The organism is Hymenobacter lapidiphilus (assembly GCF_013377885.1).
Taxonomy (GTDB): Bacteria; Bacteroidota; Bacteroidia; order Cytophagales; family Hymenobacteraceae; genus Hymenobacter; species Hymenobacter lapidiphilus.
Genome location: NZ_JABKAU010000001.1, coordinates 42383 through 57824 on the forward strand (window position 1 = coordinate 42383; position 15442 = coordinate 57824).

At 63.4% G+C, this 15442-nt stretch carries 13 protein-coding genes; 10 read left to right on the forward strand and 3 right to left on the reverse strand.

From position 1 onward, the window contains the following. Positions 1 to 14: 14 nt before the first annotated feature. Positions 15 to 476 (forward strand): RES family NAD+ phosphorylase, encoded by a 462-nt coding sequence (locus HW554_RS00190; protein ID WP_176906332.1) that lies wholly within the window; start codon positions 15 to 17, stop codon positions 474 to 476. A 54-nt stretch (positions 477 to 530) separates the two neighbouring features. Beyond that, on the forward strand, positions 531 to 797 hold the full coding sequence (locus HW554_RS00195; protein WP_176906333.1) for a hypothetical protein: 267 nt from the start codon (positions 531 to 533) through the stop codon (positions 795 to 797). Positions 798 to 1049: 252 nt separating this feature from the next. Here HW554_RS00195 and HW554_RS00200 read toward each other — a convergent pair whose 3' ends face one another. The 3 genes from HW554_RS00200 to HW554_RS00210 form a co-directional block, all read right to left on the reverse strand. Continuing rightward, positions 1050 to 2771, reverse strand: coding sequence for an alpha/beta fold hydrolase (locus HW554_RS00200; protein ID WP_176906334.1), 1722 nt, complete (start codon positions 2769 to 2771; stop codon positions 1050 to 1052). A 291-nt stretch (positions 2772 to 3062) separates the two neighbouring features. After that, complete coding sequence (locus HW554_RS00205) at positions 3063 to 3299, reverse strand: hypothetical protein (protein ID WP_176906335.1); 237 nt, start codon at positions 3297 to 3299, stop codon at positions 3063 to 3065. Between the two features lie 19 nt (positions 3300 to 3318). Further along, a complete protein-coding gene (locus tag HW554_RS00210) occupies positions 3319 to 3735 on the reverse strand; it encodes a hypothetical protein (RefSeq protein WP_176906336.1) in 417 nt (138 codons plus the stop codon). 655 nt (positions 3736 to 4390) lie between these two features. On the opposite strand from HW554_RS00210, the gene HW554_RS00215 reads away from it, so the two are divergent. The 8 genes from HW554_RS00215 to trmB all read left to right on the forward strand — a co-directional run bounded on the left by HW554_RS00215 (position 4391) and on the right by trmB (position 15387). Beyond that, positions 4391 to 7558 carry a tetratricopeptide repeat protein gene (locus HW554_RS00215; protein WP_176906337.1) on the forward strand — a complete coding sequence of 1056 codons (3168 nt, stop codon included), beginning with the start codon at positions 4391 to 4393 and terminating at the stop codon, positions 7556 to 7558. A 247-nt stretch (positions 7559 to 7805) separates the two neighbouring features. Next, on the forward strand, positions 7806 to 9494 hold the full coding sequence (locus HW554_RS00220; RefSeq protein WP_176906338.1) for a TonB-dependent receptor: 1689 nt from the start codon (positions 7806 to 7808) through the stop codon (positions 9492 to 9494). 85 nt (positions 9495 to 9579) lie between these two features. Next, entirely contained in the window at positions 9580 to 10764 is a 1185-nt protein-coding gene (locus HW554_RS00225; RefSeq protein ID WP_176906339.1) for an HU-CCDC81 and SPOR domain-containing protein, read from the forward strand. Between the two features lie 206 nt (positions 10765 to 10970). Further along, positions 10971 to 11705, forward strand: coding sequence for a MotA/TolQ/ExbB proton channel family protein (locus HW554_RS00230; protein ID WP_176900874.1), 735 nt, complete (start codon positions 10971 to 10973; stop codon positions 11703 to 11705). 102 nt (positions 11706 to 11807) lie between these two features. Continuing rightward, positions 11808 to 12212 carry an ExbD/TolR family protein gene (locus HW554_RS00235; protein ID WP_176906340.1) on the forward strand — a complete coding sequence of 135 codons (405 nt, stop codon included), beginning with the start codon at positions 11808 to 11810 and terminating at the stop codon, positions 12210 to 12212. Positions 12213 to 12321: 109 nt separating this feature from the next. Then, positions 12322 to 13206, forward strand: coding sequence for a hypothetical protein (locus HW554_RS00240; protein ID WP_176906341.1), 885 nt, complete (start codon positions 12322 to 12324; stop codon positions 13204 to 13206). Positions 13207 to 13373: 167 nt separating this feature from the next. Further along, positions 13374 to 14675 carry a bifunctional folylpolyglutamate synthase/dihydrofolate synthase gene (locus HW554_RS00245; RefSeq protein WP_176906342.1) on the forward strand — a complete coding sequence of 434 codons (1302 nt, stop codon included), beginning with the start codon at positions 13374 to 13376 and terminating at the stop codon, positions 14673 to 14675. A gap of 43 nt (positions 14676 to 14718) precedes the next feature. Continuing rightward, a complete protein-coding gene (gene trmB / locus HW554_RS00250) occupies positions 14719 to 15387 on the forward strand; it encodes a tRNA (guanosine(46)-N7)-methyltransferase TrmB (protein ID WP_176906343.1) in 669 nt (222 codons plus the stop codon). Positions 15388 to 15442: the final 55 nt, after the last annotated feature.

The window sequence follows — 15442 nt, forward strand, 5'->3', positions numbered from 1 at the left end:
CTGAAGCCGCTGTTATGCTGGTGTATCGTATCTGCCTGGCCAAGTATGCCGACGACCTGTTCGCCTCGGGCTACCGGGCCCGCTGGAATTACCGCGACCAGTTCGTGATTTACACAGCTGCCAGCCGGGCCCTGGCCTGCCTCGAAAACGTGGTGCATCGGAGTGGAGAAGGACTCAACGACTTGTTTCGGGTGCTGGTAATCGAGATTCCCGACGATTTGCCAATGGAGGAAATCGGCCCTGGGCAGCTACCGCCCGACTGGGAGGGGGCCAGCCGCTACGCCGTCTGCCAGCCGCTGGGCGATGCCTGGTACCGCCGCCGTAGCGCGGCCGTGCTGCGGGTGCCTTCGTCCATCGTGCCCGAAGAGTTCAACTACATCCTACACAGCCGCCACCCCGATTTCAAGCGCATCCGGATTGTGCGCCGGGAGGAGTTCCGGTTCGATACGCGTATCAAAGCCGACAACGCCACCTGAAAGCGGGCAGCCCGCTACCTTTAGTTCTTCTGCTTACTCCTTGCCTTGCCCGTTATGCAGGTTCTCGATATCATCTCCCTCTCGCCCCAGGAAACCCTGCTGGTGGGCTACCCGACTGAAACCCTGCAGCCCGGCCCCTGGGAGCTGCGCCGCAACGGCGAGCTGGTGGCCACCGTGGACGTAACCGGCCAGGCCGAAACCGAGGCCGGCCAGAAAGGCAAGCTGGCTCCTCCCGGCGTGGTGATGTGCCGCGGTCAGGTCGATAAGAAACGCTTCGATTTCACTCGCGACGAGGTGACGCTGGTACGGGCAGGCCAGTAAGGTGAGCCTGTCGGGGCCGTTAACCCTGACATTGAAGCTGTTTAGGAAGTACCCGGAATCAATTAGAACGTCATGCTTCGGCTACGCGGACGCCAGATGAAGCATGACGTTCTTTTGACTTTCTAAACAGCTTCATTGTTAGCCCACCGGCCAATCTACAGTCAGGTTAGCTGCGGGAAGTACTGCTGGTAGGGCTTGTAACTGACTATAGAGGCGATACGGCCGCTTCTCTTGAAAACTACCCGCCCAGTATCAGGGCCGCGCCAGAAACTCCAGCACGGCCTGGTTAAAGGCCTCTGGAATCTCCTGGGGCGCGTAGTGCGTGGCGTTGGGCAAGATGCGTACTTCGCCCAAGGGCAAGCTGCGGGCCAGCTCGCGGGTATGGGCCTCCAGCACTACATCACGCTCGCCCGCCATTACCAATACCGGGACCGAAACGGCGGCCAGCTGCGCGAACTGCATTTGCGGCTGCTGGAGCAGCAGTTGGAGCAGGCGGGCGCGGTGAGGGGCCTGCGGGTCGGGATGGCGTTGAGCCTGGCGGAGCTGCTCGCGGAACAGGGCCAGGTAGTCGGGCGCTATGGCGGCGGGGAACAGGTTGGCCCCCATAACTACGAGGCGGCGTACGGCAGCGGGGCGGGCCAGGGCCAACGCCAGGGCCGTATTGCCGCCGTCGCTCCAGCCCAGCACATCTACCGGCCCCAGGTGCAGGCTATCGAGCAGCTGGGCCACATCCTGGGCGAACAGCTCGTAGGTGAAGGCACCGGTGGCGGCGTCCTGGCTGCGGCCCTGGGCGCGGGTGTCGAGGGCCAGCACGTCGTAGTGTTGGGCCAGCGCGCCCAGCTGGTGGCGGAAAGCGGTTATCGACTGGCCGTTGCCGTGTAGCAACAGGAGCGGGGTGCCCCGGCCGTAACGCTCGTAGTAGAGCCGGCCCCCGCGCACGGGCAGGTAGTGGCCGGCCGCGGGGTTGCGGCCGTAGCGCACCGAATCGGGGGCGGGCCGCTGAGCGGTGGCTGCCTGCTGTTCTTCCAGCGCCATAACGCGTTGCAGGTAGCGCAGGCTGTCGGGCAGCTGGGCGGCTGGTTCGGGAGCAGCGGCCGGAGCCAGCCGGCGGCCCTTCTGCGGGTACTCATCAAGCACGAGCTGCAGGCTGAGGTAGCCGGGCGTGGACTGCCAGCGGGCCTGGCTTTTGTCGCGGGTGAGGATGGCGTGGCCCGGCCCCGGCACGGCCGACAGCGCGAAGCCCGTGGCGCTGTCGGGGCGGGCCTCACTGTGCAGCCATTGAATGGTCGCCACTACCTCGCGCCGGTTCTGGAAATACAGGCGGTAGGGCTCCAAATCGACCTCTACCCAACCGCGGGGCTGGGTTACGGTGAAGCGGACATCCTGGGTGAGTAGCGGCCCGGTAGGGCGGCCTTGCTGCACGCCGTATAGGTTCAGGCGGAAGGTTACCGACCGGAAGCGGTTGAAGGCCACGTGCAGGCGCAGGGTGCGCAGGTGGCAGTCGGGCGGCAGGGCCAGCAGGGTGCCCTGTTCCTTGGCCCGCTCATCCTGGCCCGCGCCGGGCTCGGTGTAGAGGCGGGCCGTCATGAAGCTGGCGCTACCGGTGCGGCCCGTGGTGCGGGTGCGCACCTGGCCCGGCCGCACCGTAACGTCCGCCAGAGCCACAGCAACGGGCTGCAGCCGCACGGTTGCCCCGGCAGCGGGCGGCGCGGTGGCGGGCACGGCGGCGGTGGCATAGCCCACGCCCGAAGCCAGCACCCGCGCCCCGGCTGCCACCGAATCGGGGAGCAGAAAGCGGAACTGCCCCGCCGAATCGGCCACCGTGCCGTAGGGCCGGCCGGCTGCACCCACCGAGGCAAACGGTACCGGCCGGCCCGTAGCCGCATCGAGCACCCGGCCGTGCAGGCGGGTGGTTTGGGGGAAGGCGAAGGGGCCGTTAAGCAGCAGGAGCAACAACAGAAACCAGGGGCGCATGAGCAGCAGCAGAAATGTAATGGGGAGGGGAGTCTGCGCCGCAAGATAAAGTTGCCTGCCCGCTTGCGTACTTTCGGCTTATTGCTCGGTAAGCCGCTGCCCAGCCGGCATAGTCTGAAAAAACGAAGCCCCGGCTGCGCTAACAGCCAGGGCTTCAGGAAGTGGGTGGGCTCAGCCCTGTTCAGCTGAACAGGCAGGGCCGGGCACCCGCCCAGATTAGGCCGTGAGGGTGGCGCGGTGGGCGGCAATGCCGGCCAGCACATCCGTCAGCACATCTACCTGGGCCTGCACCTAGGCGGCATCCACAGTGCCTAGGAACCGGTCGGTGCCGGCGCTGGTGCGGTTGTTTTTCATGATGCGCTTGCGCTGGACCTGGAGTAGCTCCACGGCGTCGAGGGCGTCTTGCTGCTGCTGGGGCGTGAGGCCGGGCACGGCGGCCTGGCCCTGGGCCGTCAGGGTTTCGCCGTCTTTCTTGGCCAGCGCACTGGAGCCGCTGGTCTGGCTGCGGGTGGCCCGCTCGCCGGCCAAATCGAGGCCGGCGGGGCATTTAGTCGATTTTTGCTTGCACGTTGGGCGAAAAGGCGTGGTCCCGGTCGTAGTTGCTTAGCTCCTGGTAGAGTTTCTCATTGCTGTAACGCGCCAGCTTGCTGATTCCAACCCCACCGAATAACCCCAACATGAGGCCGTATCCGAGTGGCGTAACAGTGGTGGTAGTGGTACCGCCGTTGGAACTGGTTTTGGTGCCGGTTTGCAAGGCCACAAAGCCGATGGCCAACGCTCCCGTGCCCAGCCACAGCTTGCCACCGGTTTGGCGGCGGGCAAACAGCCGAATTACGCGCGTGGCCTGTTCGTTGCCGACGTAGCGTTGGTAGAGGTACTTTTTATAGGATTGGTCTTTGACCAGGCCGGGCTTAAGCAACGGAGTGGAAACTGCTTCGGCGACTGGTGCAGCGGCGGGTGGCATAGTTTGCGCCAAGCTGGTAAAGGAAAGACCACCAAGTAAGGATAGGGTAAGAGTACTGCGGAGCAAGAGACGCATGTTGGGGTAAGAGAAGTATGGAGTTGGGAAGGTAGAATCCAAAGGTAATAAGGGCACTACAGTAATGGGCGGCATTTACAGGGCTTAGAGCGTATTCGGGGATTTGGAAAGAACAACCTGTTGAGCCAAGCGCAGCACGACGGAAACGGCGTCTCAATATAATCTGCCGCCATCGCTCGGCTGAGCCGGGTGGGGGGTAGGCCAGCGCCTCGACGGCCGCGTGCTGCTGCTGCGAGTCGGCCGCCGGGAAGTAGAACGTCGTCGAATCGCGCGGGTGGCCCTGGGCATCGGAAACGGCCGGGTTTTGCGGGTAGGGGCCGGGGGTAGTGGGGGAGCCACAGGCGGCCAGCAGCAGAAACGGGAAGAGGAAACAGGCGCCGCGCATAAGCAGGAGGGTAGGATAGAGCTGACGGAGCACAAGGTAATGTTGCCTTTCCAGCACACCAAACCAGCCAGCTCCACCGTTAAAAGCCATAAAAACGCCCATTCCGGGGCGACCCCGCCCTACTTTTCGCTACTTTTGGGTTCCGCCCGTCGCCGCCAACCGTGCGCGGGGCCCTTTTTGCGCAACGACTCCTAGATGAACTTATTCCCCCGTCTGGCGCTGGCTGCCACCCTTGGCGCCGCCGCCCCGCTGGCCGCCCTGGCCCAGCAAACGCAGGTTTTCACCAACGATGAACGCTTTTTCCAGGAAGGCCTGGAGCTGTTCGACAAGGGCAAGTACGGGGCCGCCCAGCAGGCGTTTCGGCAGTACCAGGGCCAGATAGAGCGCCGCACCGGCCAACTGGCCCCCGGCCGCCTCGCCGATGCCGAGTACTACGACGCCGTGGCCGGGCTGCAGTTGCTGCACCCCGATGCCGAGGACCGCATCCTGGCCTTTGCCGCCAACAACCCGGCCCACCCCAAGGCTAGCCAGGCCTACTTCGAGCTGGGCCGCTTCTACTTCAACAAGAAGGACTACGTGCGGGCCATCGACTACCTGCAGAAGGTGGGGCCCGACAACCTGAGCGAGGATCAGCGGGCCGAGTCGGAGTTCAAGCTGGGCTACAGCTACTTCGCCCAAAAGGAGTTCGATAAGGCCCGCCTGCAGTTCGACCGCAACAAGACCGGCAACCACCAGTACCGCTACGCCAGCGCCTACTACGCCGGCTACCTGGCCTACCGGGCCGGCGACTTCGAGGGGGCCCGCCGCGACCTGGACGTGGCCGAGCAGAACGACGCCTACCGGCCCGTGGTGCCCGCCCTGATGGCCCAGATTCTGTACAAGGAAGGCGACTACGACGGCCTGATTGCCTACGCCCCCGAGGCCCTGCGCCAGACCCCGCCGCCCCAGAGCGCCGACGAAATCCAGCTGCTGCTGGCGGATGCCTACTACCAGAAGCAGGATTTCAAGGAGGCCGCCGTTTACTTTGATAAGTATGCCGCCGGCCGCAAGAAGCTGGAGCCCGAGGTGCAGTATAAAGTAGGCTACGCCAACTTCCGGCAGGATGACTTTAAAGGAGCCATTGCCAGCCTGAAGGGCGTGGCCGCCCGCCGCGACTCGCTGGGCCAGAACGCCGCCTATCACCTGGGCCTGAGCTACCTGAAAACCAATCAGAAGCAGCTGGCCCTGAACTCGTTCGGGGCCGCCCGCCAGCTCACGTTCGACAAGAACATCACCGAAAATGCCACGCTCAAGTACGCCCAGGTAAGCTACGAGCTGGGCAACTCGCCCGAAACGGTGGCCGCGCTGCGCGACTTCCAGAAGCGGTTTCCGCGCTCCAAAAACCAGCCAGCCGTCGATGAGCTGCTGAGCGAGAGTTTCCTCAACTCCAGCGACTATGCCCAGGCCCTTAACTACCTGGAAAAGCTGGACGACCGGAGCACCAAGCTGAACACCACCTACCAGCGCGTAGCCTACCTACAGGCTGCCACGCTCTACAACGACAACCGCTACCAGGACGCGCTTACGCTACTCGACAAGAGCCTGCGCTACCCCGAAGACGACGCGCTGCGCGCCGCCGCGCAGGTGCTCAAGGGCGACATCTACTCCTATGGGCAGCAGTACCCGGCCGCCATTACGGCTTACCAGGCCGCGGCCCGCACCAGCCGCCGCGCCGGCGCCGCCGACACCGACTACGACCAAAAAGCCCGCTACGGGCTGGGCTACGCCTACTACAACACCAAGGATTATAGCCAGGCCCGCCAGCAGTTCCAGGCCTGGCTGCGCGACCCGGTGGCTAAGCCGGCCGATGCCAACTACTACGACGTGACCCTGCGCCTGGGCGACCTGGCCTACCTGGCCAAGCAGTACCCGCAGGCCCTGGAGCAGTACGAGCAGGTAATAAAGGCCAACGCCGCCGACAAGGACTACGCCTACTACCAGAAAAGCGTGGTGCTGGGCCAGATGGGCCGCCGCGATGAGGCCGCCGCCACCCTCAGCACGCTGCTCAAAACCACCCCCGGCTCGCGCTACGCCGACGATGCGGTGTACCAGCAGGCCCAACTCGACTACGAGGCTGGCGACTTCCAAGCCGCCGTCAATGGCTTTTCGCGCCTGATGACCAACCGGCCCAGCTCGCCGCTTATCCCGCAGGCGCTGCAGAAGCGTGGCATTGCCTACCAGAACCTCAACCAGTACGATAAGGCGGCCGACGATTTCAAGCGGGTGCTGCGCGAGTTTCCGCGCACCAAATCGGCCCAGAGCGCTATTTACAGCCTCCAGGAAAGCCTGAGCGCCCAGGGAAAAACGGAGGAATTCGACCAGTACCTGGCCCAGTTCCGGCAGCAGAACCCCGATAGCAAGGCCGCCGAGAGCGTGGAGTTTGAGGCAGCCAAGTCGCTGTACCTGGCCGAGAAGTACGCCCAGGCTATTCCGCGCCTCGAGGGCTACCTGAAGCAGTACCCGAGCACGGTGCTGGCCGCCGACGGACGCTACTTCCTGGCCGACGCCTACCTGCGGACCGACCGCAAGGCCGAGGCGTTGCCGCGCCTGAAGGCCGTGGTGGAGGAAAACAAGAGTGAGTTCGTGAACCGCGCCGTGGGCCGACTGGCCGACCTGGAGTTTGAAAACAAGAACTACACCGAGGCCGCCAAGTACTACGCCCGCCTGCGGGAGGTGTCGCAGAACAAGCGTGAGGTGGCCAATGCCGGTATCGGGCTGCTGAAAAGTAGCTACGAGGCCGGCGACCTGGAAACCACCCGCCGCGTGGCCACTGAGCTTCAAACCCAGGGTGGAGCCGCTCTCAACGCCACCAACCTGGCGCTGCTCTACCTGGGCAAGGCGAGCCTGAAAGCCGGCAACCTCGACCAAGCCGCTACCGAGCTGACCACCGCCGCCACCACGGCCAAGGACGAGAGCGGGGCCGAAGCCCAGTACCTGCTGGCCCAGACGCTGTTTCAGCAGAAGAAGTACCCCGAAGCCCTCGACGCCGCCTATAAGAGCAACACCGATTTCGCCGGTTACGACCTGTGGCTGGGCCGCGCCTTCCTGCTGATTGCCGATATCTACAAGGAGCAGGGCGAAATCTTCCAGGCCCGGGCCACGCTCAATTCTATCATCGACAACAAATTCCCGGTGCCTGAAGTGGTAGCCGGAGCGAAGGAGCGCCTCGCCGCTCTACCCGCCGACACTAACACCCCGGCGGCTCCCGCCACGCCCGCGCCCACCGGCAAAGGAGCTCCCAAAACCACCAAGCCCAAAGCCCCCGCCCGCAACTCGCTGACGGCCCCCGCCGACTCTACCGCTGCGCCTCAGGACCAGCGCTGACCGGCGCAGAGATGCACTGTCTTGCGTTTCGTTGCTGAATGGTTGGCCAGCGAGCGGCTTACCCAAGGGGTACCCGGACCACGAGCTGTTCAACGACGAGGTATAGCTGCGCATATTTAGATCGATAGTTGAAGTGCAAGCTTGAAAAAAATTGATAATCAGCATTAAATAGGAGAGGAGTGACGGTTGAATTAGCTGCTTAAACAACCGCTTGATTCCCGAACTCTTACTATCCCAAGCCCCCGACATGACCCATAAACTGCTGGCTGCCGCCGCCCTGCTAACCGTTGCCGCCCCGGCCTTTGAGGCCCGGGCCCAGCGGACGCCCGGCAAGATTGAGGACGCCGAAATAGAGATTGTGAAGGAGCGGGTGAACGAGCTGCCCACCGCTACCCGCAACTTCGAGAAGGTGAAGATTGAGGCTCCGGCTAAAATACCCGCGGCCCCCAACTACACCTATCCCGACTTCCGGCTGCCGGCCGACAAGCTCAACCCCACGGTGCGCGTGCTCACCATCCGGCAGGAGCAGTTGCCCGAGCTGAGCGGTAACTACCTCAAGGCAGCCATCGGCAATTACGGCACCGCCTACGGCCGGGCCTACTTGCACAACAACCGCTCGGAAAACGCGAGCTACGGCCTCGATTTCAAGCACCTTTCGTCGAGCCGGGGGCCGGTTGACCGCGAGAACTCGCGCCAGAGCCAGACCAGCCTGGGCCTGAACGGCGAAACCTACAGCGGCCCGCTGGTGCTGGGCACCAAGGTGAACCTGGGCCGCGAGCGGTACAATTTCTACGGCTATAACCGCAACGTCATCGAGCTGCCCGAGGCCGACAGCCTTAAGCAGGTGTTCAAGCGGGCCGGCGTGCTGGTGTACGCCCGCAACCGGGCCCGCGACGCGGCTTTTCAGTACGATTTGGGCCTGGGCTACAATTACTGGTCCGACGCTTTTAAGGCCAGTGAGAGCAACGTGTACGCCACGCTGCGCTCGACCTACAAACTGACGGAAACCAGCCGCGTGCGCGTCGATGGCGACGTGTCGTTCATCTCCCACAAGGATTCGCTGACCGATACCCGGCCTTTTTTCCAGGTGACGCCGGCCTTCGAAACCACCCTAAACCGCCTGAGCCTGCGCGTAGGCGCCACGCTGGGCTACACCGGCGACACCATTACCGATGCCCGCCAGTTCAACGTGTACCCGGCGCTGCGGGCGGCCTACGCCGTTACCGAAGAAAAGTTTGTGGTGTACGCCGGGCTGGGCGGGGGCATCCAGCGGGTTACGATGTATGACCTGAGCACCGAAAACCCTTGGCTGGCGCCCAACGTGCGCGTGGCCGACACCCGCCGCGGCCCCACGCTCTACTTCGGCTTCGATGCCACGCCCGCCCGCGCCCTAGAGGTGAAAGCCCGCGTAACGCTGTCCAACGACCGGAACCTGTACTTCTTCAACAACTCGGCCCGCGACACCACCAAATTCGAGCTGGTGTACGACCAGAAATCCACCCAGCTTTTCAACCTGCACGGCGAGGTGATGTACACCGCTGCCGAGAAGCTGCGCCTGGGCCTGAAGGCCGACTACAATGGCTACAACGTGAAAACGCTGGCCCAGCCCTTCCACCGGCCCAAATTCCAGTCGGCGCTGACGGGCTCGTATAATTTCTACGACAAGCTGCGGGTTGGTGCCGAGCTGTACACGCTGAGTGCCAGCTACGGCACCGGCCTGCGCTCGGGCGGCGCTTTCCCCGGCGGTAGCCCGATCCGCGAAGCCCGCCTCACCGACACGGTAATCGACCTGAACCTGCGCGGCGACTACCAGCTGACGGAGCAATTTTCGGTTTTCCTGATGGGTAATAACCTGCTGGGCCGCAGCAATATGCAGTACCTTAACTACCCGGTAAAAGGCATCAACGTGCTGGGGGGCGCGAGTTACCAGTTCTAGCGGCCCGTTGCCGAAAAAGCGGCATATCAACTCATCATTCCGTACATTTCGGTTTCTGTTTCCTGCTCCGACCGACTCCCTACCTATGCTAGCCGACCATATCCGGGCCCTGCTCCAGCACCACGACTGCGTTATTATCCCTGATTTTGGGGGCCTGATTGCCGACTATGCGCCGGCCCGCATCCATCCGGTGCGCCACACGCTGGCCCCACCGGCTAAGCGCGTGGCCTTCAACCAGAGCCTGACCCGCAACGACGGGCTGCTGGTGGATGCGCTGAGCGCCCGGCTGAGCGTGAGCACGGCCCAGGCCCGCGAGTTGGTGCAGCAGGCCGTGCAGCGCATGCAGCAGGAGCTGGCTGCCGGCAACCGCACCGAGCTGGGTGGGGTCGGCACGTTTCGGCAGGCATCTGGCCGCGGACTGGAGTTTGAATACACGGGGTCCGAGAACCTGCTCGGCGCCAGCTTCGGGCTGCCCGAACTGGTGTCGCGCCCGGTGCGGGCTACCGATGCGCTGCTGGCCCGCGAGCGGCCCGTAGCGGCCCCGCAGCTGCGCACCCAACGCCTCGGCCGGGTGTGGCGCATGCTAGGCGTTACGGCCATTGCCGGCTTGGTACTGTCGGCCAACTATATGTTTGCCGACCTGGCTGGCTACCTGCCCGATGCGTTGCAGGGAATCTCACTGGCGCGGCCTACCGCCCCCGTACCGGCACCGCGCCAGCAGGCCAGCCTGAGCAGCGCCGCTACCCACCTCACGGAAAGCACTGCCGCGCAGCCTACCAACGAGCAGCCCGCCGCGTCCCCGGAGGTTGATGAATGGTCGGTTGCTGCCACAAGCACCACACCGGCTGAGCCGGCTCCGGTAGCTACCGCCCCGGCTCCGGCCAGCAAGCCCGCTGCCGCGGTAGCCGCTCTGCCTGATCAGGGCACCAAGCCGGCTGCCCCGAAAGCGGCTGCCAAGCCTAAAGCGAAAGCACCGGGCTGGGAGAAGGCTGCCGCTACCAATGCAACCGCCGGGGCTTCGGCCGCGACTGTTAATAAGCGCACGGGCCGTTACTATGTAATTGCCGGTTCGTACACCACGTTGGTTAACGCCGAGAAGGGCCGCCAGGCACTGGTGCGGATGGGCCACCCGGCCCGCGTGCTGCTGCCCGCACCCGGCAGCCGGCAGTTCATGCTTTCGGCCGCCGATTTCCCCGACCGCACTTCCGCCGACCGTCAGGCCAGCATCCTGCGCAAGCGCATGGGCGACCTGTGGATCAAGCAGTATTAAGATTAGTGCTTAGTTGATAGTGCATAGAAACTCGTCATCCTGAAAAAGCCGTACGTTTCCCCGGCAGCCCGCGTCAGCACGACGAACTGGTTGCGGGGAAACATACTGGCTTCATCAGGATGACGTTATTTTATTCACCTGGCCAACTACTAAGCATCCGTTTTCATCAGCTTACGCACTCTCAACCAAGCACTACGCCCTAACGAATGACGCTTCTGTCTCTGTTTCTGCAACTTCAGGTGGGCGACCCCACAGCAGTACCTGCTGGCTCGCCCGCAGCCGCCGACTCGGCGGTAACTGCCGCCAACCAGGCTGTGGCCGAGGCCTCGGGCCTTTCGCTTATCGACCTGGTTATAGCCGGCGGCTGGATTATGGTGCCGCTGTTTCTGCTGCTCTTCCTCACAATTTATATCATGCTGGAGCGCTACCTCACCATCCGCAAGGCCGGGGCCGTGCCCGAGTCGTTTATGCCCGGCATTGGCAACCTCATGGTAAAGGGCGACCTGCAGGGCGCCAAAATGCTGTGTGCCCAGAACCCCACGCCGCTGGCCCGCATGATTGAGAAAGGCATTCGGCGGGTAGGTTTGCCGCTGAGCGAAATCGAAACCAGCGTGGAAAACGTGGGTAAAATCGAAATTGCCCGCCTCGAAAAAAACATCAACGTGCTGGGCATTGTGGCCGGCATTGCGCCCATGCTGGGCTTTGTGGGCACGATTATCGGCGTAATCAAGATTTTCTACGCCATTAGTTCAACCGGCGACTTTGGTATTGCCCAGATTTCGGGTGGCCTCTACACCAAAATGGTCACCTCGGCCGCTGGCCTCATCATCGGTATCATTGCCCACATCGGTTACCACTGGCTCAGCATCATGGTCGAGCGCATGGTGTTCCGCATGGAGCACTCGGCCGTCGAGTTCATGGACATCCTGCAGGATAACTAGTTTATTTGGAGCTGTTAGCCGTTAGCTGTTAGCCGTTAGCTTGATGTTCAGGCAAACAGGTGAGAGCTAATAGCTGGCAGCTGAAAGCTAATAGCTCAAAAAATGAATCTCAGCCGGCGCCGTAAGCTTTCATCCCACGTCGAGACCAGCTCGATGAACGACATCATGTTCTTTTTGATGCTGTTCTTCCTGATTGTCTCGACGATGGTCAACCCGAACGTGATTAAGCTCATGCTGCCCAATGCCCGCTCGGGCAAGCAGGCCATGAAGCAACCCATCACCATTTCGGTTGATGCGGCCGGCACCTACTTCCTCGACCGTACGCCTATTACGGCAACCGAGCTGGAACCCGAGTTGGCCCGCCGCATTGTGGGCCTCGAAAGCCCTACCGCCGTATTGCGGGTAGATGCCTCGTTGAACGTGCAGAAGCTGGTTGATATTCTCGAAATCGGCAACCGGCTCAAAATCAAAATGGTGATGGCCACCCAGGCTCAGCAGGGGAAATAAGTTGTTGGTTGTCAGCTAGTAATTGTCAGGCTGTTCAACGAATGCTTCCGGACAACTAGTAGCAGACACTTCATCACTAACAACTGACAACTAAGCACTGACAACGAATATGGAATACCGCGAAGAACACCGGCGCGAGGCCCTTATCGGAACCGTGATTTTTCACGTGGCCCTGGCGGTGCTGTTCTTTTTCGCCGTGTTCAAGGGCCCCGATCCGCCGCTGGAAACGCTGGGCGGTGATGGGGTGGAGCTGAACTACGGCGTGGACGAGGTCGGCTCGGGCGACATCCAGAGCCAGGCCCCGGCCAACGAATCGAAGAACCGCGAGGACAGCCGCCCACCGGCCGCCCAACCCGACCCCACGCCGCCCCAGCCCACCGCCCAACCCGACCCCACGCCGCCCACCGAGCAGCGCGTAGTAACCAGCGAAGCCGAGGAAAGCCCCGTATCGGTGCCGCCCGCGCCCAAGCTCGCCCCGCCCCGCGAGGAAGTAAAGCCCACGCCCGAACCCGTGCGCCCGAAAGTGGACCAGCGGGCCGTTTTCACGCCCCGCGCCAACCGCGCCGATGGCGGCGGCAACGGCGTAAACGGCACCAGCAATGCGCCCACCGGCAACAACAACGGCGACAACCCCGGTACCGTAGGCGACAAAGGCGACCCGCGCGGCACCTATGGCGGCACGGCCTACTCGGGCGAGCCCGGCAGCGGCGGCCGCGGCACCAGCCCCGGCAGCGGCGGCCTCGACATGGCCGGCTGGGCCTTCGTCAACCGCCCCACGGCCCCGGCCATCGACAACACCTCCGGCTTCATCCGCTTCAGCATCAAGGTTAATGCCGACGGCGAAGTGGAGGCAGTGCGCAAGGTGTCGGGCAACGTGTCGCCGGCCCAGGAAAAAGCCTGCCGCGACGCCCTGGAAAGTGCCGAGTTCCGCCGCACCAATTCGGCTAACGGCGGCGCCACCGGTTTCTACACGTTCCGGTTCACGGTACGGTAGGTATTTGAACTGCTAACGGAACGCTGTAGGGGCGGGGCTTGTCCCCGCCCGCCGTTGAACGAAGCTTCAAAGAGCTGTTTGTAGGCCCCATAAAGTCCGTGCATGTGGCGGGCGGGGGCAAGCCCCGCCCCTACAACGTTCTGTCGGCAGTTACCAAATCCCCAAAAATGACGTACCAGCAGACGCTTGATTACCTGTATGCCCGGCTGCCCATGTTTCAGCGGGTGGGGGCGGCGGGCTACAAGCCGGGGTTGCAGCGAACTGAAGCGCTGGCAGAGGCCACTGGCCACCCCGAGCGGCAGTTTCGGAGTGTGCATGTGGCGGGCACCAACGGCAAGGGTAGCTCCAGCCATTTGCTGGCGGCCGTGCTGCAGGCAGCCGGCTACCGGGTGGGCCTCTACACTTCACCGCACCTCAAGGAGTTTACCGAGCGAATCCGGCTGAATGGGCAGCCGCTGGAACCAGCGTTTCTGGTGGAGTGGGTGGCGCGCTGGCGGCCTACGTTCGAGCAGGCCGAGGCTTCGTTTTTTGAGGTGTGCGTGGCGCTGGCCTTCGACTACTTTGCCCAGCAGAAAGTTGACGTGGCCGTGGTAGAAGTGGGCCTGGGCGGCCGGCTCGACTCGACCAATATTCTGCAGCCGCTGGTGTCGCTCATTACCAACATCAGCCTCGACCACCAGGCCCTGCTCGGCGACACGCTGCCGCTGATTGCGGTCGAAAAAGCCGGCATCATCAAGCCCGGCATCCCGGCCATCATCAGCCAGACCCAGCCCGAGGTAGCGGCCGTATTCGAACAAAAGGCGCAGCAGGAGGAAGCCCCGCTGCTCTTCGCCGACCAGCACTACCGCGCCGAGCTGCTACGCGAGCCCGCCCCCGGCGAGGCAGTACAACTGCTGCGCATCTGGCACGACGACAAAGTGCTATTGGATGATGTGGAGTTGGGCCTGGTAGGCGACTACCAGCGTCACAATCTGCCCGGCGTGCTGGCCACCATAGCCGAGCTGCGCCGTCAGGGCTTCGTTATTGAAGAAAGCCACCTGCGCGAGGGCCTGCGCGAGGTAACCCGTCTGACCGGCCTGCGGGGCCGCTGGACCATCCTGGGTCGCCAGCCGTTGGTGGTTTGCGACACGGGCCACAACGAGGCCGGCATCAGGTTCATTGTGGCCCAGTTGGCGCGGCTGCCCCGGCGGCGGCTGCACTTCGTGCTGGGCGTGGTGCAGGACAAGGACGTGAGCAAGATGCTGGCTTTACTGCCCCCGGAGGCCACGTACTACTTCTGCCAGGCCACCATCCCGCGGGCGCTGCCGGCTGCCGAGCTGGCGGGCCAGGCCGCTGCTTTGGGCCTGAGCGGCACCATCTACGCCTCGGTGCCGGCCGCCGTAGCCGCCGCCCGCGCCGCGGCCGAAGCAGATGATGTAGTGTTTATCGGAGGTAGTACCTTTGTGGTGGCCGAAATTGAAGAACTATAAGGCCGTTGACAGGCGGGCAAACTCACCATTTCACTATTGCACCTTGAGCAGAAGTAAACTCCGGCGCTTTGCCGCCAACGCCGAGCGGCCGACCATCATCGAGCCGGGCAAGGATACCTACGAACAGCTGTCCGGGCGCTGGCACGCCGATTTTTTTGAGAACGACCACCCGATTACGCTTGAAGTGGGCTGCGGCAAAGGCGAGTACACCGTGGGGCTGGCTGCGCGCTACCCCGAGCGCAACTTCCTGGGCCTCGACATCAAGGGCGACCGAATCTGGAAGGGCAGCACCCGGGCCCTGGAACAAAACCTGACCAACGTGGGCTGGCTGCGCACCCCGGCCCTCACCCTGGCCGCGCACTTTGCCGCCGGCGAGCTGCACGAAATCTGGATCACCTTTCCCGACCCGCGCCCCCGCGACCGGGACATCAAGCGCCGCCTCACCTACCCGCGCTTCCTCGACCTCTACCAGAGCATCCTGCGCCCCGGCGGCCGGCTCCACCTCAAAACCGACAACGCCGACCTGTTCGAATACACCCTCGAAACCCTGCAGCAACGCCCCGGCACCACCATCATCGCCCAGACCCGCGACCTGTACGCCACGCCCGAGCTGCTGCCCCACGCCGAGGACATTCAGACCACTTTCGAGCGTAAATACCGCGAGCAGGGCGTACCCATCAAGTACGTGCAGTTCGAGTTGGGAGAAAAATAAGTAGGGTGTAAACTATCTGTCATCCTGAGCAGCGCGAAGGACCTATAATGAAGCT

Bases quoted from the DNA above. Each gene is read 5' to 3' on its own strand.
- HW554_RS00240 (WP_176906341.1), top strand. From the start codon at position 12,322: ATGGAATACCGCGAAGAACACCGGCGCGAGGCCCTTATCGGAACCGTG.
- HW554_RS00235 (WP_176906340.1), top strand. From the start codon at position 11,808: ATGAATCTCAGCCGGCGCCGTAAGCTTTCATCCCACGTCGAGACCAGC.
- HW554_RS00230 (WP_176900874.1), top strand. From the start codon at position 10,971: ATGACGCTTCTGTCTCTGTTTCTGCAACTTCAGGTGGGCGACCCCACA.
- HW554_RS00210 (WP_176906336.1), bottom strand. From the start codon at position 3,735: ATGCCACCCGCCGCTGCACCAGTCGCCGAAGCAGTTTCCACTCCGTTG.
- HW554_RS00215 (WP_176906337.1), top strand. From the start codon at position 4,391: ATGAACTTATTCCCCCGTCTGGCGCTGGCTGCCACCCTTGGCGCCGCC.
- HW554_RS00220 (WP_176906338.1), top strand. From the start codon at position 7,806: ATGACCCATAAACTGCTGGCTGCCGCCGCCCTGCTAACCGTTGCCGCC.
- HW554_RS00245 (WP_176906342.1), top strand. From the start codon at position 13,374: ATGACGTACCAGCAGACGCTTGATTACCTGTATGCCCGGCTGCCCATG.
- HW554_RS00225 (WP_176906339.1), top strand. From the start codon at position 9,580: ATGCTAGCCGACCATATCCGGGCCCTGCTCCAGCACCACGACTGCGTT.
- HW554_RS00195 (WP_176906333.1), top strand. From the start codon at position 531: ATGCAGGTTCTCGATATCATCTCCCTCTCGCCCCAGGAAACCCTGCTG.
- HW554_RS00200 (WP_176906334.1), bottom strand. From the start codon at position 2,771: ATGCGCCCCTGGTTTCTGTTGTTGCTCCTGCTGCTTAACGGCCCCTTC.
- HW554_RS00190 (WP_176906332.1), top strand. From the start codon at position 15: ATGCTGGTGTATCGTATCTGCCTGGCCAAGTATGCCGACGACCTGTTC.